The 16,677-nt window shown below is 63.2% G+C and carries 15 protein-coding genes and 1 pseudogene; 6 read left to right on the forward strand and 10 right to left on the reverse strand.

Annotated elements, in window-relative coordinates; all coding sequences use genetic code 11:
• Positions 1–780, forward strand: a complete 780-nt coding sequence (locus PPA02S_RS17755; protein WP_028632991.1) for an AraC family transcriptional regulator — start codon at positions 1–3, stop codon at positions 778–780.
• A 58-nt stretch (positions 781–838) separates the two neighbouring features.
• Here the strand turns inward: PPA02S_RS17755 and PPA02S_RS23690 are convergent, their stop codons facing one another.
• The 5 genes and pseudogenes from PPA02S_RS23690 to PPA02S_RS17775 all read right to left on the reverse strand — a co-directional run bounded on the left by PPA02S_RS23690 (position 839) and on the right by PPA02S_RS17775 (position 6,194).
• Positions 839–1,606, reverse strand: coding sequence for a methyl-accepting chemotaxis protein (locus PPA02S_RS23690; RefSeq protein ID WP_439646128.1), 768 nt, complete (start codon positions 1,604–1,606; stop codon positions 839–841).
• A gap of 90 nt (positions 1,607–1,696) precedes the next feature.
• Positions 1,697–2,782: pseudogene (locus tag PPA02S_RS23695) on the reverse strand (HAMP domain-containing protein); the annotation flags it as partial.
• 115 nt (positions 2,783–2,897) lie between these two features.
• On the reverse strand, positions 2,898–3,359 hold the full coding sequence (gene cueR / locus PPA02S_RS17765) for a Cu(I)-responsive transcriptional regulator (protein ID WP_042141836.1): 462 nt from the start codon (positions 3,357–3,359) through the stop codon (positions 2,898–2,900).
• Entirely contained in the window at positions 3,356–5,755 is a 2,400-nt protein-coding gene (locus PPA02S_RS17770; RefSeq protein ID WP_028632989.1) for a heavy metal translocating P-type ATPase, read from the reverse strand. The genes cueR and PPA02S_RS17770 overlap by 4 nt, the downstream gene beginning before the upstream one ends.
• Before the next feature lie 52 nt (positions 5,756–5,807).
• Positions 5,808–6,194, reverse strand: a complete 387-nt coding sequence (locus PPA02S_RS17775; RefSeq protein ID WP_028632988.1) for a hypothetical protein — start codon at positions 6,192–6,194, stop codon at positions 5,808–5,810.
• Positions 6,195–6,326: 132 nt separating this feature from the next.
• On the opposite strand from PPA02S_RS17775, the gene PPA02S_RS17780 reads away from it, so the two are divergent.
• From PPA02S_RS17780 to PPA02S_RS17790, 3 genes are all read left to right on the forward strand, one after another.
• Entirely contained in the window at positions 6,327–6,524 is a 198-nt protein-coding gene (locus PPA02S_RS17780; protein ID WP_028632987.1) for a heavy-metal-associated domain-containing protein, read from the forward strand.
• A 96-nt stretch (positions 6,525–6,620) separates the two neighbouring features.
• Positions 6,621–7,802: a multidrug effflux MFS transporter gene (locus PPA02S_RS17785; protein WP_028632986.1), complete on the forward strand. Its 1,182-nt coding sequence runs from the start codon at positions 6,621–6,623 to the stop codon at positions 7,800–7,802.
• A gap of 586 nt (positions 7,803–8,388) precedes the next feature.
• Positions 8,389–9,102, forward strand: a complete 714-nt coding sequence (locus PPA02S_RS17790) for an ArsR/SmtB family transcription factor (RefSeq protein WP_028632985.1) — start codon at positions 8,389–8,391, stop codon at positions 9,100–9,102.
• 7 nt (positions 9,103–9,109) lie between these two features.
• Here PPA02S_RS17790 and PPA02S_RS17795 read toward each other — a convergent pair whose 3' ends face one another.
• The 5 genes from PPA02S_RS17795 to PPA02S_RS17815 all read right to left on the reverse strand — a co-directional run bounded on the left by PPA02S_RS17795 (position 9,110) and on the right by PPA02S_RS17815 (position 13,493).
• Complete coding sequence (locus PPA02S_RS17795) at positions 9,110–10,057, reverse strand: adenosine deaminase (RefSeq protein WP_028632984.1); 948 nt, start codon at positions 10,055–10,057, stop codon at positions 9,110–9,112.
• Between the two features lie 85 nt (positions 10,058–10,142).
• Positions 10,143–10,829: an SDR family oxidoreductase gene (locus PPA02S_RS17800; RefSeq protein ID WP_028632983.1), complete on the reverse strand. Its 687-nt coding sequence runs from the start codon at positions 10,827–10,829 to the stop codon at positions 10,143–10,145.
• Between the two features lie 396 nt (positions 10,830–11,225).
• The gene (locus PPA02S_RS17805) at positions 11,226–11,810 is read right to left on the reverse strand and encodes an IMPACT family protein (protein WP_028632982.1); all 585 of its coding nucleotides are present in this window, start codon (positions 11,808–11,810) and stop codon (positions 11,226–11,228) included.
• 9 nt (positions 11,811–11,819) lie between these two features.
• On the reverse strand, positions 11,820–12,482 hold the full coding sequence (locus PPA02S_RS17810) for a TetR/AcrR family transcriptional regulator (protein WP_028632981.1): 663 nt from the start codon (positions 12,480–12,482) through the stop codon (positions 11,820–11,822).
• A 90-nt stretch (positions 12,483–12,572) separates the two neighbouring features.
• A complete protein-coding gene (locus PPA02S_RS17815) occupies positions 12,573–13,493 on the reverse strand; it encodes a LysR family transcriptional regulator (protein WP_028632980.1) in 921 nt (306 codons plus the stop codon).
• A gap of 115 nt (positions 13,494–13,608) precedes the next feature.
• On the opposite strand from PPA02S_RS17815, the gene aptA reads away from it, so the two are divergent.
• Together aptA and PPA02S_RS17825 are read left to right on the forward strand one after the other, a co-directional pair.
• On the forward strand, positions 13,609–14,955 hold the full coding sequence (gene aptA, locus PPA02S_RS17820) for an omega-aminotransferase AptA (RefSeq protein WP_028632979.1): 1,347 nt from the start codon (positions 13,609–13,611) through the stop codon (positions 14,953–14,955).
• Positions 14,956–15,015: 60 nt separating this feature from the next.
• Complete coding sequence (locus PPA02S_RS17825; RefSeq protein WP_028632978.1) at positions 15,016–16,509, forward strand: CoA-acylating methylmalonate-semialdehyde dehydrogenase; 1,494 nt, start codon at positions 15,016–15,018, stop codon at positions 16,507–16,509.
• Positions 16,510–16,677 lie beyond the last annotated feature (168 nt).

Below are 16,677 nucleotides of genomic sequence, written 5' to 3' on the forward strand. Positions count from 1 at the left end.
ATGCCGACCACCGGACACCCCCGCGCCATCCCGGCGCTGGACCACCTGCCAAGGCCCCTGTATGCCCGTGCCGAGCGCTTGGGCGCGGGGTCATGGACCACTCGCCATCAGCATGACTGGGTGCAGTTTTCGTACGCCATCAGTGGCGTGTTGGGGGTCTACACCCGGGACGGCAGCTATTTCGCGCCGCCCCAGTGGGGGGTGTGGATACCTGCGCAGGCTGAGCATGAAGTGGTGACTTCGATGCAGGCGGAAATGCGCAGCCTTTACATCCGCCGCGACGCCTGCCCGTGGGCGACCGAAGAATGCCGGGTGCTGGAAGTGACGCCCCTGGCGCGGGAGCTGATCAAGCAGTTCTGCCTGTTGCCCCCGCAGTACCCTGAACACGACAGCGCCGAGTCACGGCTGGTGGCGGTGCTGCTCGACCAACTGCGTACCCTGCCAGCGGTAGGTTTTTCGTTACCCCTGCCGCGCCATCCCGGGTTGCTTGCCCTGTGCAATCGCCTGATCGCTACCCCCGAGCGGAGCCAGACCTTGCAGCAATGGGCGCTGGAGCTTGGGTGTTCGGAAAAGACCCTGATGCGCCTGTTCCAGCGCGAAACCGGGTTGAGCTTCCGCAACTGGCGCCAGCGCATGCGGTTGTTGTCGTCGCTGGCCATGCTGGAGGCCGGCGAGAGCGTTACCGATGCGGCGCTGGGCTGCGGGTATGACTCCACCTCCGCCTACATCGCCGCGTTCAAGCAGCTGTTTGGCGCAACGCCGGGTGAACTGAAGCTGTAAGCCGCGCCTGCCGGCACCTGCGTCTACCGCCCTGCAGGCGGCAGGCGCAGGCGGGGCATCAGGTGCGGAACCTGCGCACCAGGGTATCCAGTTCGTTGGACAGCCCCGCCAGGCTTTCCGAGTCCTGACGGGCGGCCTGGGCCAGCTCCGCCACCAGCTGTGCATCGCCGTGGATCTGGCTGATGTGCCGGTTGATGTCCTCGGCCACCTGGTGTTGTTCCTCGGCGGCTGTGGCGATTTGCGTATTCATGTCGCGTATCACATCCACCGACTCGCGAATCTGCCCAAAACTGTCACGCGCCAGGCCAATGCGGCTCACCGACTGCTGCGAAACTTCCAGGCTGGCGTGCATCTGTGCGGCCACTTCGCTGGTGCGCCCGGCCAGGTTACCCAGCAGGCCATCGATTTCGGCGGTGGAATCGGCGGTACGCTTGGCCAAGGCCCGCACCTCGTCAGCCACCACCGCAAAGCCCCGGCCTTGTTCGCCGGCACGGGCCGCTTCAATCGCCGCGTTCAGAGCCAGCAGGTTGGTCTGCTCGGCAATCGAGCGGATGGTGCCGAGGATTGACTGGATAGCGTTGCTGTCACGCTCCAGTTGCTGGATCGACTGCGCCGACTGTTCGATTTCGTGGCTCAGGCGGTCGACGCTGCTGACCGCGGCATCGATCTGCTGCTGGCCTTCGCGCGCCTGTTGCTGGCCACTGTCGGCAGACTGCGCCGCCTGGCTGCATGAGCGCGCCACCTCGTTGGCTGTGGCGACCATTTCATGGAACGCGGTGGAGACCATGTCCACTGCTTCACGTTGGCGCCCTGCAGCCTCGGCCATGTCGCTGGATACCCGGGTTGAACGGGTGGAGGTGTTGAGAATGTTACCGGCTGCCGCGCCGATGTGCTGGATGAGGCTGCGGATGGCCCCCAGGAACTGGTTGAACCAGCTGGCCAGTTGCGCGGTTTCGTCGCGGCCTCGGATCTCCAGGTTGCGGGTAAGGTCGCCTTCGCCTTGGGCAATGTCTTCCAGGCCGCTGGTCACGCTGTTGATCGGGCGCACGATGAGTTTGGCGAAGGTGGCGCCCACCACCGCGAACACGGCTGCCAGCACCAGCGCGACGATACCGATGAGCCAGGTCAGGCGGGTGGTGGTTTGCATCACTTCACCTTGCTTGATCAGGCCGATGAGGGTCCAGCCCAGTTTTTCGTCCGGGTAGATATTGGCCATGTAGCGCACGCCGTTCAGCTCGACTTCGGCCAGGCCCTTGCCGTGTTTGGCCAGCTCGGCGTAACCGTCGCCGAAGCTCGCCAGCGGTTTGAAGTTGTGCGTGGTATCGCGTGGGTCGACCAGTACGTTGCCGTTGTTTTCAATCAGCAGCAGGTAGCCACTTTCGCCCAGCTTGATCTGCTTGACGATCTCCGTCAGGCCTTTGATCGAGACATCGACGTTGACCACACCACCCGGGTTGCCCAACTGGTTGGCAACGGCGCGCACCGTGCTGACCAGCACCGCGTCATCGGCAGCCCAGTAGTAGGCACTGGTGCGCAGGGTCTTGCCGGGGTTGGCCATGGCCAACTGGTACCAGGGGCGCGTGCGTGGGTCGTAGTTGACGAATTTCTGCCCGGCGGGCCACCCCACGTAGCCGCCGTCTGCCACCCCGTAAGACAGGTAGGCGTAACCCGGGTGGGCATTGGCCAGGCTGGTCATGAAGGCCAGGATATTGCTCGCTTGCGGCCCCAGTTCATAGGACGGCGTCGCGCTCATATACTTGCTCAGCTCGCCGCCAGTGGCCGCGACCAGCGGTTGCGAAGCCATGTACTCCACGTTCTGGCTGATGCCCTGGAAGAAGATATTCATGGCGTTGCTGACCTGGCGGATTTCCCGGCTGCTGCTGTCCAGAAAGCCGTCCCGGGCTTCGCCACGCAGGTTGAGAACCACCAGGGTGGCCACGAGTACGATGGGCAAGCCGGCGATCACCGCGAATGCCCAGGTCAGTTTCTGTTTGATGCTCATAGGCGCTCCCGGATTATTATTGTCGACACATGAGGCAGATCACCAATGCATCGGCAGCAGCCGGGTTTTATGTAGGCAAACGCCCGTAAATATTGGATGAAATCGCAGTGGGTGACTATTCGGTCACGTTCGGACGCTTATGGCGTGTCGGGCTGCCGGTTGGTGCTGGGTGGCAGCAACTGGCAGCCTCGCCAGTGGCCAGTTCTTTCAGGATCGGGCAGTCCGGGCGGTCATCACCCTGGCAATGTGAAACCAGTTCACCCAGGGTGTCGCGCAGGGTGACCAGTTCTTTGATGCGGGTGTTGAGTGCATCGATGTGCTGCATGGCCAGCGCCTTCACGTCAGCACTGGCGCGTTGCCGGTCCTGCCACAGGGTCAGCAACTTGCCGACCTCTTCGAGGGAAAAGCCCAGGTCTCGCGAGCGCTTGATGAATGCCAGGCTGTGCAGGTCTGCGTCCTGGTACAACCGGTAACCACTGTCGCTGCGCGTGGCGGGCTTGAGCAGGCCGATGGCTTCGTAGTAACGAATCATCTTGGTGCTGAGCCCGCTGCGGCGGGCAGCCTGGCCAATGTTCATGGCGCCTCCTGGGTGCGCGTGTCGGGTTTCCAGGCCTTGAGCAGGAGCGCGTTGCTGACCACGCTGACACTGGACAGGGCCATGGCGGCGCCGGCGAGTACCGGATTGAGATAGCCCAGCGCGGCCAAGGGGATGCCGACCAGGTTGTAGATGAATGCCCAGAACAGGTTCTGGCGGATCTTCGCGTAGGTCTTGCGGCTGATTTCCAGCGCCGCCGGCACCAGGCGCGGGTCGCCGCGCATCAGGGTGATGCCGGCGGCCTGCATGGCCACGTCGGTGCCGCCACCCATGGCAATGCCGATATCGGCTGCGGCCAAGGCGGGCGCATCGTTGATGCCGTCGCCAACCATCGCCACCACGCCGTCCTGCTTGAGCGCGGTGACCGTGGCGGCCTTGTCGCCAGGCAATACTTCAGCGTGCACATCGGCGATGCCGAGGGTGTCGGCGACGACCTTGGCGCTGCCGCGGTTGTCGCCGGTCAGCAGGTGGCTGCTGATGTGCTGCTCACGCAAGGTTTCCACGGCTTGCGCGGCTCCAGGCTTCAGGCTGTCGCCGAAAGCGAACAGGCCCAGCACGCGCGGCTGCTCGCCCCGCTCGACCAGCCACGACAGGGTGCGGCCTTGCGCTTCCCAGGCCTGCGCCTTGGCGGCCAGGGCCCCGGGTTGCAAGCCACTGTCCTGCAGCAGGCGGCGGTTGCCCAGGGCCAGGTCCCGGCCGTCCACGCAGCCGGCGATACCCCGGCCGGTCAGCGACTGGCTACCCGTTACGCTGGGTACCTCGAGCCCTTGCTCGGCGCAGGCGTCCAGCACTGCCCGTGCCAGCGGGTGTTCACTGCCGCGCTGCAGGGCACCGGCCAGCCGGTGCAGGCTGGCGCCGTCGCCATCCACCGCCTGGCTGTGGACCACACGCGGGCTGCCGGAGGTGAGGGTGCCGGTTTTGTCGAACACCACGCGGTTGACCGCATGCGCCCGCTCCAGGGCCTCGGCGTCCTTGATGAGGATGCCGTGCCGGGCGGCCACGCCAGTGCCGGCCATGATCGCGGTGGGGGTGGCCAACCCCAGTGCACAAGGGCAGGCGATGACCAGTACGGCCACGGCGTTGATCAGAGCCGTTTCCATTGCAGCCCCCGCCAGCCACCAGCCGACCAGGGTGACCAGGGCCAGTACCAGCACCGCCGGTACGAACACCTGGCTGACACGGTCGACCAGCTTCTGGATGGGCGCCTTGGCGGCCTGGGCGTCTTCCACCAGGCGGATGATGCGCGCCAGCACGGTTTCGGTCCCCAGCGCCTGGGTGCGTACCAGCAGCCTGCCTTCCCCGTTGATGGCACCGCCGGTGACCGAGTCGCCGGGCTGCTTGGGCACTGGCAGGCTCTCGCCGCTGATCAGGGCTTCGTCAGCATGGCTGCTGCCGTCCTCGACAATCCCGTCGACTGGGTAGCGCTCCCCGGGCTTGACCAGCACCAGGTCGCCCACACGCAGTTGGGCGATGGCCACGTCTTCCTCGCGGCCGTCCACAACCCGCAATGCCCGCTCCGGTCGCAAAGCCTCGAGGGCGCGGATGGCACTGGCGGTCTGGCGCTTGGCGCGGCTCTCCAGGTACTTGCCCAGCAGCACCAACGCGATTACCACGGCAGACGCTTCGAAATACAGGTGAGGGGCCATGCCTGCCGGTGCCTGCGCCCATTGATAGAGGCTCAGGCCGTAACCGGCGCTGGTGCCCAGCGCGACCAGCAGGTCCATGTTGCCAGCGCCGGCACGCACGGCTTTCCAGGCGGCAACGTAGAAACGGGCACCCAGAATGAACTGCACCGGCGTTGCCAGCAGGAACTGCGCCCACGCCGGCAACATCCAGTGCAAGCCCAGCGGCTGTACCAGCATCGGCAACACCAGCGGCAGGGCCAGCAATACGGCAGCGCCTACGGCAAGCCGCTCGCGGTGCAGGCGGCGCTGGGCCAGCCGGTTTTCGTCCTCGGCGGCCTCCGGCAGGCTGGCGGTATAACCGGCCTGTTCCACGCTGGCGATCAGCATTGAATCGTCCACCCCGGTCAGCATTTCAACGTGCGCACGCTCGCTGGCCAGGTTGACCGACACCTGCTGTACCCCTGGCACCTTGACCAGGGCCCGTTCGACACGGCCGGCACAACTGGCGCAGGTCATGCCGTCAATCTGCAGCTCCAGGCTGCGCACGGGCACTTCGTAGCCGGCGTCGCGCACGGCATCGACCAAGGCCGGCAGGCTATCGCCGGGCGCCTGGACGCGCGCCTGCTCGGTGGCCAGGTTGACGCTGACCTGTTCAGCGCCAGCGACCTTGCGCAGGGCACGCTCTACCCGGCCGGCGCAGCTGGCGCAGGTCATGCCGGAAATGGGCAGGTTGTACGTAGTGGATGCGGGCATGACTCTCCTCCTTGGACAGGCCCCAAGCATCAACCTTGCCACGCGGGGAAGGTCAATAGTCCAGCGGTGTGGCTTTCAACTCCAACCCATACTGGCCCATGGCAATGCGGTACTTGTTGATCTGGCCCGCCTGCAGCGTCAACCGGATGCTGCGCTGGTCCTCAAGGCCCGGCGCACAGCCGGGCATCTGCCCTGGCAGCAGGCGCAAGCGCACATCCACCGGCCCTGGCGGCAGGTTGAACGAGGTGGACTGTTCCTGGAACAGGCGCCCGGAGAGCTGATCATTGAGGTAAACGCCAATTTCGCAACTGGTGGCCACTTCCAGGCGCTCACGGGAAATGATCAGCACGCTGTATGCCGCGTTGCCCTCGGCACTGGCCGGTGGCACTGCAGTGGCAACAGCCAACAGCCCGACGATGCCCAATGCTGCCCTGAACATGAAAACCCCCTGCTTGCCTGATCGTCAAAGCCGCAGCTTGGCCGAGCCCGGCTTGGATTGCCACCCCACCGTGTTGACTTTGCCCCTGTGGCAAGGTTGAAACTTGTGCAAAACCTGAAGGAGGTACCCCCGATGCAAGTCTTCAACGTACAGGGCATGACCTGCGGCCACTGCGTAAAAGCCGTGACCCGCGCCGTACAGGCGCTGGATGCCGGGGCCAAGGTGGACGTCGACCTGGCTGCCAAGCAGGTGCGCGTTGACAGCGCGCTGGCACAGGAACAGGTGCTGGCGGCCATCCGCGAAGAAGGCTATCAGGCCGAGGCTGGCTGAGCCTTTGTAGGAAGGCTCTTTGTTTCAAATGTTTTCTCCTTACGGCGTCCACAGCAGGTAGAATCGTTCACTTGCTTAGCCTGCTATGGATTCCTGATGAACCTGCGAATGGTGCTCATCCTGGGCGCACTCAGTGCGTTCGGGCCGTTGGCGATCGACTTCTACCTGCCTGCCTTCCCGGCCATGGCGCAGGCGTTCGCCACAGACGAACAACACGTCCAGGCCACCTTGGCCGCCTACTTCCTTGGCCTGTCCATGGGGCAGTTGCTCTATGGGCCGGTCGCCGACCGCTTTGGGCGGCGCAAGCCCCTGATGTTCGGCGTGACGCTGTTCACCCTGGCCTCGCTGGCGTGCGCCTACGCCCCCAGCCTGGACGCCTTAGTACTGGCGCGCTTCGTTCAGGCGCTGGGTGGCTGCGCGGGCATGGTGCTGTCCCGGGCCATTGTCAGTGACAAGTGCGACCCGGTGGCCTCGGCCAAAGTGTTCTCGCAACTGATGCTGGTCATGGGCCTGGCGCCGATACTGGCCCCGATGCTGGGGGGCGTGCTGGTGAACCTGGTCGGGTGGCAGTCGATCTTCCTTGCGCTTAGCCTGTTCAGTGCCGGCTGCTTGCTGGCGGTCAGCCTTGGGCTACCTGAGAGTATGCCCGCCCATGTACCGCGTCAGCCGCTGTCCGGGGCCCTGCGCCAGTACCTGCGGCTGGCGGGCGACCGGGTGTTTCTGGGGCATGCGCTGACGGGCGGCATTGCGATTGCGGGTATGTTCGCCTACATCGCGGGCTCGCCATTTGTATTCATCAAACTCTACGGTGTACCTGCCGAACATTACGGCTGGTTTTTCGGCGCCAATGCTGCTGGTTTCATTCTGGTCGCGCAGGTGAACGCACGGCTGTTGGCGCGGCGCGGGCCGGCATTTTTGCTGGCCCGTGCGGTATGGGTGTACCTGGCGGCAGGGGTGGCCCTGCTGGGCGTGGCTGCGGTGAAGCCGACTGCGCTGTGGCCACTGCTGGTGCCGTTGTTCGTGTGCATCGCCAGCCTGGGGTGCATCCTGCCCAATGCCTCGGCCTGTGCCATGAGCGGCCAGGGTGCCCGGGCCGGCAGTGCCTCCGCCCTGATGGGGTGCGTACAATTCAGCGTCGCGGCTGGCGCCGCGGCACTGGTGGGCGTGCTGCATGATGGCAGTGCGGTACCGATGGCCTTGGTCATGAGCCTGTGCGGTGCCCTTGTGGTCAGTGCCGCGCTATTGACCCGGCGCCTGCAGGCCAGTCGGCCCGCCTGAGCGGGTGAGGCGCCTGCAGGCGCGTTTCCAGTGTGGCCACAAAAGCGCGGGCCGCGGCCTCGCTGCAAAAACCTACCCTGTGCTGATCGAGCTGAACCTGCCATGGCCGTGCAGGGTTGCTGCTCGACGCGCTGATGACAATCTTCATCGCTGCATACCTCCAGAGGGGAGCCGCTCAAGTTTAGCGCGGCCTTACCCGCCTGCCACGGCAACGCCCTGCCGAGCTGACTGACGGTTGGCGCGTTGTGGAACCTTCGACTGTGATCGCGCTACTTGAAGAAGACCGCTGTCGGTTTCGTCCGAAGTTGTGCGGGTGGATTCGCGTATTCAAGCCTGGCCGCCTGCCATCGCACGTGTAAAACCAGCGGTGCGGGGGTGCTTTTGAAGCTTGGCGGCCTGTTCAGCAGTTCGCCATGGGTAGCCCTACCCAATGCTATTGAGCGAGCAATAGCGCTGGGGGAGGGCTGCATGATCGGCTGTTTCTGCGGCTTATACTGACGAACCAGGCCACCGCCATCGGCACGCGCTTCCCGGCCAGGGTTGGCCATTGCATCTACACAGTGAACTTGCAGGGAGTCACAGGGACATGAACGCAGCCAGCAGCATCAGCCAGATCGCCAGCCTGATGGCCGATCCCAAACGCAGTGCCATGTTGTGGGCATTGATCGATGGTACGCCCCGGTTGGCCAATGAATTGGCCATCATGACCGGGCTAAGTTCGTCGTCAGCATGCGCACATCTGTCGCTGCTGTCGTCGGCCGGCTTGCTACGGCACGAGGCCAGGGGGCGCAAGCGCTATTTCCGCCTGGCAACGCCGCAGGTGGGGGCCGCTGTCGAGGCCCTGGCCAGTGTCCAGTTGGAGAGCGCCAGGGGCCAGCGCCCCACCGCACCGCTACCGCCGTTGCCCCTGTCCATGCGACGGGCCCGGCGCTGCGGCGATCATCTGGGTGGCGAGCTGGCCGCAGAGCTGTACCACCGGCTGGTGGTAGCCGGCTGGCTGGAGGGCAGCGGCCGGTACCTTGTGGTCAGTGACGAAGGGCGGGCACAACTGGCCCTGGTAGGCGTATACATCGATGCCCTGGCGCCGCGTCAGCCGAGCGCCTGCGTGATCTGCCGGTGCACCGAATGGCACGACAGCCAACCGCACCTGGGCGGTGTGCTGGGCCAGGCGCTGTTCCGTTTGTTCCTGCAGTCAGGCTGGATGCGCGAGGCCGAAGACACCCGGGCGTTGCACATCTCGCCGCTGGGTATCCAGCAGATCAATCGCATCGCCCGTGTGAAGACCTTGCAGGTAGGCTGAACAGGCCTCAGACCAGCCTTGCGTCCAGGCTGTTCTGGGCCAGGCGACGAGCCTGGTCTTCGGTCATGCCCAGGTGAGTATGCAGGGCATGGAAGTTTTCCGTGACGTACCCGCCGAAGTAGGCAGGGTCATCGGAGTTCACCGTTACCTTCACACCCCGTTCCAGCATGTCGAGGATGTTGTGCTGGCTCATGTGGTCGAACACGCACAGCTTGGTGTTGGACAGCGGGCACACCGTCAGTGGGATCTGCTCATCGATGATGCGCTGCATCAGGCGCTCGTCTTCGATGGCGCGTACACCGTGGTCGATGCGCTTGATGTGCAGCAGGTCCAGGGCTTCCCAGATGTATTCAGGCGGGCCTTCTTCGCCGGCATGGGCGACAGCAACGAAGCCTTCGCTGCGGGCTCGGTCGAACACACGCTGGAACTTGCTCGGTGGGTGGCCCATCTCCGAGCTGTCCAGGCCAACGGCGATGAATGCATCGCGGAAAGGCAGTGCCTGGTCGAGGGTTTTGTGCGCTTCGTCTTCGCTCAGGTGGCGCAGAAAACTCAGGATCAGCCCGCTGCTGATGCCCAGTTGCTGGCGGCCGTCCTTGAGCGCCTGGTTGATGCCGTTGAGTACCACTTCGAAGGGTATACCGCGGTCGGTATGGGTTTGTGGGTCGAAGAACGGTTCGGTGTGGATAACGTTCTGCGCCTTGCAACGCTGCAGGTAGGCCCAGGTAAGGTCGTAGAAATCCTGCTCGGTGCGCAGCACGTCTGCGCCCTGGTAATAGAGGTCGAGAAACTCCTGCAAATTGTTGAAGGCATAGGCCCCACGCAGGGTTTCGACATCCGCCCAGGGCAGGGCGATCTTGTTGCGCTCTGCCAGGGCGAACAGCAACTCGGGCTCCAGCGAGCCTTCAAGGTGCAGGTGCAGCTCGGCCTTGGGCAGGGCGTTCAACCAGTCATACATATAAGGTGTTCTCAATCAGGTACGGTTGTTGCCATTCTACAGGGCCTGGCCCGGCAATGCGCCGGCCAGGCTGCAACCCGGGGCATCACCAGACCAAGGGTTCACCTTTGTAGTTGATGAAGTGCACGCCGGCGTGGCCGCTTTGCGCCTTGATCTGCTCGACCATGCCACGGGTACTGGTGAGTACGTCGATCTCGGCGTTTTCGCCACCCATGTCGGTTTTCACCCAGCCTGGATGCATGGCGAGCACGCAAAGGTCGGTGCGCTGCTGAGCGACCGCGAAGCTGTTGATCATGGAGTTGAGCGCGGCCTTGCTGGCCTTGTACAGGCAGATTTCACCGCCATCGGGGGTAGCTACGCTGCCAAGCCCCGAGCTCATGAACGCGAGCACGCCGGTACCCTCTCGTACCTGGCCCACCAAGCGGCCTGCCAGGCGAATGGGTGCGACGGCGTTGGTCATGAACAGGTCGCCGATGGCCTGTGGCGTGACAGCCTCCAGGTCTTGTGGCAGTGGGCCCATGACCCCGGCGTTGATGAATATCAGGTCGAATACCTGTCCTGCCAGCCGCTGTTTCAGGCCGTCCAGTTGGGCGGTATCGTTCATCTCCAGCTGTTCGATGCGTACCCCGGGGGTATCTGCCAATGCGCCAGGCTGCTGCGGGTTGCGCACAGTGGCGGTAACGGCCCAGCCGTCTTCGTGCAGGCGATTCACTAGGCCGAGCCCGAGCCCGCGAGAGGCGCCAATGACCAGGGCAGTTTTTGCTTGCGTCATGCTCAGGTGCTCCCATTGATAAGGTTGGAGGAAGGCCATGAGAATAATCCACAGCCCCATTACTTGGGCAGAGCATTTGCGCGCTGACGTGGTAGATGAACCACTGAACAAATAATGATCAGTTGCTTGCAGCCCACGTAAAGCGTGGCCTGCCTCCAGTTGACGCACGGCTTATCCACAGGCTGCTCCACAGTAAATGTGTGCAACCGCGTTTCCCACAGGCGCTAGCTGCTGCGCGGAGGGGTGGGGATAACTGGCCATGAATCATGTACTTACCGCTGTCATCATAGTGTGATCAAAATATGACCAATGCCCTCTAGGCCTTGCTGGTCAAGGGCTGCAACAGAATGCCCCAAGGTTATCCACAGCCCGGCCCACAGTTGTTGTGGGCAACCCTCAGCGCCTGGCCAGCAGAATTCGCCCGCGACTGAGGTCCGCCAGGTGCTGCTGGAGCGCACCGAGGTGGGCATCCCCAATGGCCACCTGCAGGTCTACGCCGTTGGCGGTGAACTGCTCGTCCACAACCAGGCCGTCAACCTCTGCGATACGCAGTTTCACCAGGGCCAGCTCGCTGAATGTGCAACTGCAGGTGAAATCGCTGCGTTGTACCAACAGCCTTTTGGCCGCTTGCTGCAAGCACTTGTTGGCGCCCCCGCCATAGGCACGGGCCAACCCCCCAGTGCCAAGCTGAATGCCGCCGTACCACCGAATCACCAGCACCACCACCTGGTCGCAGTCCTGCGCTTCGATGGCCGCCAGGATAGGCCGCCCGGCTGTGCCGCCGGGCTCGCCATCATCGCTGCTGCGGTACTGCTGGCCCAGTTTCCAGGCCCAGCAGTTGTGCGTAGCGGCGAGGTCACTGTGGCGCTCGATGAAGCTCATGGCCTCGGCAGCGCTGGTGATCGGCGCGGCGAGGGTGATGAAACGGCTTTTACGGATTTCTTCGCGGTATTCGCAGAGGTCTAACAGGGTAGAAGGCATAGGTGAAGATCAGGCAGCCGGCGCAATGCCGCACCCCTTGAGTATGATGTGGATAAGGTTGTTGCTGGCGGTTTCCATATCCTGCTTGGTCAGCCGGCTGCGGCCAGTGACCTGGCAGATCTGGGTGGCGAAGTCGGCATAGTGCTGGGTGCTGCCCCACAGCAGGAAGATAAGGTGCACCGGGTCGACCGGGTCCATCTTGCCGGCGGCGATCCAGGCCTCGAATACCGCAGCGCGCCCCCTGAACCATTCGCGGTAGTCGGCGCTGAAGTATTCGGTAAGGCACGAGCCGCCGCTGATCACTTCCATGGCGAAGATCCGCGAGGCTTGCGGGTTGCGCCGCGAGAACTCCATCTTGGTGCGGATGTACTGGCTCAGGGCCTGGCCTGGGTCATCATCCACACTGAGGGCATTGAAGGTGCTGTCCCACAGTTCGATGATGTTGCTGAGTACCGCAATGTACAGGCCCAGCTTGTTGGTGAAGTAATAATGCAGGTTGGCCTTGGGCAAGCCGGCATTGAGGGCGATGGTGTTCATGCTGGTGCCCTTGAAACCGTGCCGGGCGAATTCGTCTTCGGCGGCCTGGATGATGGCGTGCTCGTTCTTCTGGCGTATGCGGCCCGCGGGTTTGCCCGAGGCGGGGAGGCGATGCGCAGGGACTTCTAGGGTCATGGACGATTCCGTGCGTTTATAGGGCTGCGACTGTAGGACAAGATTACCTGCCTGCGCTCAAGTAACAAGCATTAGCGGCAGAGACTGGCATCAGCGTGTCGTAGCCAGGCTTTCGAGAAAGCTTTCCAGTACCAGGTTGGGGCGCCGGCCTTTGCGCGTCACCCAGCTTAGGCTCAGATCATAGAAGCGTTGCCGCGGCTTGAGGGCACGCAGTCGGCCTTGCTGTACCCAGAACGCTGCGTAGTGGTCAGGCAAGTAGCCGATGTAGCGCCCGGTGAGGATGAGAAATGCCATGCCTTCACGGTCCGAGGCGCTGGCCGTGCAGTTCAGTGCCTGGTAGTGCGCCTGGATTTCGGCAGGCAGGCGGAAGGTGGGGGTGATGGCTTCCTGGGTATTGAGGCGCTCATCGTCGATCTGGTTGTCGTCAGCGTAAAACAGCGGGTGGCCCACGGCGCAGTACAGCAGCGAGCGTTCACTGTACAGCGGCTGATACTCCAGGCCTGAAAGCGGGCTGGTCTGGGGCACCACCCCCACATGCAGGCTGCCGTCGAGTACGCCATGTTCCACCTGGCTTGGCGCGACCATGCGTATCTGAATGCGCACGTCCGGGCCGCGGTCCTTCAATTCGGCAAGGGCGTGGGTAATGCGCATGTGGGGCAGGGTGACCAGGTTGTCGGTAAGGCCGATGTTCAGCTCGCCACGCAAATGCTGGTGCAGCCCGTTGACCTCGGTGCGAAAGCTTTCCAGCGCACTGAGCAACTGCAAGGCCGAGTGGTAGACCTCACGGCCTTCCTCGGTCAACGAAAAACCAGCGCGGCCCCGCTGGCACAAGCGCAGGCCAAGGCGCTGCTCCAGGTCGTTCATCTGCTGGCTGATGGCCGAGCGGCTGATACCCAGCACGTTCTCGGCGGCCGAGAAACCACCGCACTCGACCACACTGCGGTAGATCTTGAGCAGGCGAATATCAAAATCGCTGACTTGGGCGAGGGGATCGGGGCGTCGGCTCATCAGTTTAGTCGCGACCTGTGTAAAGGTTAGAAATGCAGGGTTTTTCAGACTTTATAGCCGTGCCAAGTTAGCTGCAACAACATCCATCGTTGCCTAATCGCTCCCCGAGGAACCGCCGATGAACATGCTCGAAACCGCACCCGCCGGTATGGCCAGCCAGCTCAAGCTGGATGCCCACTGGATGCCCTACACCGCAAACCGGAATTTCCAGCGCGACCCGCGGCTGATCGTGGCGGCTGAAGGCAACTACCTAGTGGACGACAAAGGGCGCAAGATTTTCGACGCACTGTCCGGCTTGTGGACCTGCGGCGCGGGGCATACCCGCAAGGAAATCACCGAGGCGGTTTCGCGCCAGGTGGGCACACTCGACTATTCGCCAGGCTTCCAGTTCGGCCACCCGTTGTCGTTCCAGTTGGCCGAAAAAATCGCCGAGTTGACCCCGGGCGACCTGAATCATGTGTTCTACACCAACTCAGGTTCCGAGTGCGCAGACACCGCGCTGAAGATGGTGCGTGCCTACTGGCGGTTGAAGGGCCAGGCTACCAAGACCAAGATGATCGGCCGCGCCCGTGGCTACCATGGCGTGAATATCGCGGGTACCAGCCTTGGTGGCGTGAACGGTAACCGCAAGATGTTCGGCCAGTTGCTGGACGTCGACCACCTGCCGCACACCGTGCTGCCGGGCAACGCCTTCACCAAGGGCATGCCGGAAGAGGGCGGCATCGCCCTGGCTGACGAAATGCTCAAGCTCATCGAACTGCACGATGCGTCCAACATCGCCGCTGTGATCGTTGAGCCCCTGGCAGGTTCGGCCGGTGTGCTGCCCCCGCCGAAGGGGTACCTGAAACGCCTGCGTGAAATTTGCACCCAGCACAACATTCTGCTGATTTTCGACGAAGTGATTACCGGCTTCGGTCGCATGGGCGCGATGACCGGCGCTGAGGCGTTCGGCGTTACCCCAGACCTGATGTGCATTGCCAAGCAGGTCACCAACGGGGCCATTCCTATGGGGGCGGTGATCGCCAGCAGCGAGATCTACCAGACCTTCATGAACCAGCCGACGCCGGACTACGCTGTGGAATTCCCCCATGGCTATACCTACTCGGCCCACCCGGTAGCCTGCGCGGCAGGCCTGGCGGCGCTGGACCTGCTGCAGAAAGAAAGCCTGGTGCAGTCCGCAGCCGAGCTGGCACCCCACTTCGAGAAACTGCTGCACGGCGTGAAGGGCACCAAGAACATCGTCGACATCCGCAACTACGGCCTGGCCGGCGCCATCCAGATTGCCGCCCGGGACGGCGATGCCATCGTGCGGCCCTACGAGGCCGCCATGAAATTGTGGAAGGCAGGTTTCTACGTGCGCTTTGGCGGCGACACCCTGCAGTTCGGCCCAACCTTCAATACCCGGCCCGAAGAGCTGGACCGCCTGTTCGATGCGGTTGGCGAAGCGTTGAACCTGGTTGACTGATCTTTCTGATTTCAACGGCAGGCCCTGCCTGCCGCTCCCCTCTTTAATCTGGAGTGTTTCATGAGCATTGTTCAGCACCTGATCGACGGTGACCTGGTAACCAAGGGTGACCGCACCACAGATGTGTTCAACCCGTCCACTGGCCAGGCTGTGCGCAAGGTCGAACTGGCCAGCCGCGCCACGGTGCAAGCCGCCATCGATTCGGCCAAGGCTGCATTCCCGGCCTGGCGCAACACTCCGCCAGCCAAGCGTGCGCAGGTGATGTTCCGCTTCAAGCAACTGCTGGAACAGAACGAAGCCCGTATTGCCCAGTTGATCAGCGAAGAGCATGGCAAGACCTTGGAAGACGCCGCCGGCGAGCTGAAGCGCGGCATCGAGAACGTCGAGTTTGCCTGTGCGGCCCCTGAAGTGCTCAAGGGTGAGTACAGCCGTAACGTGGGCCCCAATATCGACGCTTGGTCCGACTTCCAGCCGCTGGGCGTGGTGGCGGGTATCACGCCATTCAACTTCCCGGCCATGGTGCCCCTGTGGATGTACCCGTTGGCCATCGCCTGTGGTAACGCGTTCATTCTCAAGCCGTCCGAGCGCGACCCCAGCTCTACCCTGTTCATTGCGCAACTGCTGCATGAAGCAGGCTTGCCCAAAGGCATTCTCAACGTGGTGCACGGCGACAAGGAGGCGGTGGACGCCCTGATCGAGGCACCGGAAGTCAAAGCGCTGAGCTTTGTCGGTTCGACCCCGATCGCCGAATACATCTATGCCGAGGGCACCAAGCGCGGCAAGCGTGTGCAGGCACTGGGCGGGGCGAAGAACCACGCGGTGCTGATGCCAGACGCCGACCTGGACAACGCGGTCAGTGCACTGATGGGCGCAGCCTATGGTTCATGCGGTGAGCGTTGCATGGCTATTTCGGTGGCGGTGTGCGTGGGTGACCAGGTGGCTGATGCGCTGATCGCCAAGCTCGAACCGCAGATCAAGGCGCTGAAAATTGGTGCCGGCACCTCCTGTGGCCTGGACATGGGGCCGCTGGTAACGGCTGCTGCCCGCGACAAGGTCGTGGGCTACATCGATGATGGCGTGGCGGCGGGTGCCAGGTTGGTGGTCGACGGCCGTGGCTTCAGTGTGGCCGGTAATGAGGATGGCTATTTCGTGGGCGGTACCCTGTTCGACAAGGTGACCCCTGAAATGCGCATCTATAAAGAAGAGATCTTCGGGCCGGTGCTGTGCGTGGTGCGGGTCGACAGCCTCGAGCAGGCCATGCAACTGATCAATGACCATGAGTACGGCAATGGCACCTGCATCTTTACCCGCGACGGCGAGGCGGCACGGCTGTTCTGCGACGAGATCGAGGTGGGCATGGTGGGTGTGAACGTGCCTCTGCCTGTGCCGGTGGCCTACCACAGCTTCGGCGGCTGGAAGCGTTCGCTGTTCGGCGACCTGCATGCGTATGGCCCTGACGGGGTGCGCTTCTACACCCGTCGCAAGGCGATTACCCAGCGCTGGCCGCAGCGTGCCAGCCATGAGGCGTCGCAGTTCGCGTTCCCGAGTTTGTAACCCCTCCCTCAGCGCCGCCAGTGGCGGCGCTGTTTTCAGCCTTTGTTTCACTTTAATGAAATAAACGGTTGACGCCCTCTCGAATCCCCTTATAATGCGCCCCACTTCCAGCGACAACGGAACGCAAAACTCCTTGAGATTCAAAGAGTTAAGCGATTAGCCGGTTTC

Origin of the sequence: Pseudomonas parafulva NBRC 16636 = DSM 17004 (assembly GCF_000730645.1) — a bacterium.
Lineage (GTDB): Bacteria > Pseudomonadota > Gammaproteobacteria > Pseudomonadales > Pseudomonadaceae > Aquipseudomonas > Aquipseudomonas parafulva.

What these genes read in the sequence shown, in the direction of transcription:
- PPA02S_RS17785 (WP_028632986.1), top strand. Translation starts at nt 6,621, where the DNA reads ATGAACCTGCGAATGGTGCTCATCCTGGGCGCACTCAGTGCGTTCGGG.
- PPA02S_RS17805 (WP_028632982.1), bottom strand. Translation starts at nt 11,810, where the DNA reads ATGCCTTCTACCCTGTTAGACCTCTGCGAATACCGCGAAGAAATCCGT.
- cueR (WP_042141836.1), bottom strand. Translation starts at nt 3,359, where the DNA reads ATGAACATTGGCCAGGCTGCCCGCCGCAGCGGGCTCAGCACCAAGATG.
- PPA02S_RS17800 (WP_028632983.1), bottom strand. Translation starts at nt 10,829, where the DNA reads ATGACGCAAGCAAAAACTGCCCTGGTCATTGGCGCCTCTCGCGGGCTC.
- PPA02S_RS17795 (WP_028632984.1), bottom strand. Translation starts at nt 10,057, where the DNA reads ATGTATGACTGGTTGAACGCCCTGCCCAAGGCCGAGCTGCACCTGCAC.
- PPA02S_RS17755 (WP_028632991.1), top strand. Translation starts at nt 1, where the DNA reads ATGCCGACCACCGGACACCCCCGCGCCATCCCGGCGCTGGACCACCTG.
- PPA02S_RS17790 (WP_028632985.1), top strand. Translation starts at nt 8,389, where the DNA reads ATGAACGCAGCCAGCAGCATCAGCCAGATCGCCAGCCTGATGGCCGAT.
- PPA02S_RS17780 (WP_028632987.1), top strand. Translation starts at nt 6,327, where the DNA reads ATGCAAGTCTTCAACGTACAGGGCATGACCTGCGGCCACTGCGTAAAA.
- aptA (WP_028632979.1), top strand. Translation starts at nt 13,609, where the DNA reads ATGAACATGCTCGAAACCGCACCCGCCGGTATGGCCAGCCAGCTCAAG.
- PPA02S_RS17770 (WP_028632989.1), bottom strand. Translation starts at nt 5,755, where the DNA reads ATGCCCGCATCCACTACGTACAACCTGCCCATTTCCGGCATGACCTGC.
- PPA02S_RS17825 (WP_028632978.1), top strand. Translation starts at nt 15,016, where the DNA reads ATGAGCATTGTTCAGCACCTGATCGACGGTGACCTGGTAACCAAGGGT.
- PPA02S_RS23690 (WP_439646128.1), bottom strand. Translation starts at nt 1,606, where the DNA reads ATGGCCGAGGCTGCAGGGCGCCAACGTGAAGCAGTGGACATGGTCTCC.
- PPA02S_RS17810 (WP_028632981.1), bottom strand. Translation starts at nt 12,482, where the DNA reads ATGACCCTAGAAGTCCCTGCGCATCGCCTCCCCGCCTCGGGCAAACCC.
- PPA02S_RS17775 (WP_028632988.1), bottom strand. Translation starts at nt 6,194, where the DNA reads ATGTTCAGGGCAGCATTGGGCATCGTCGGGCTGTTGGCTGTTGCCACT.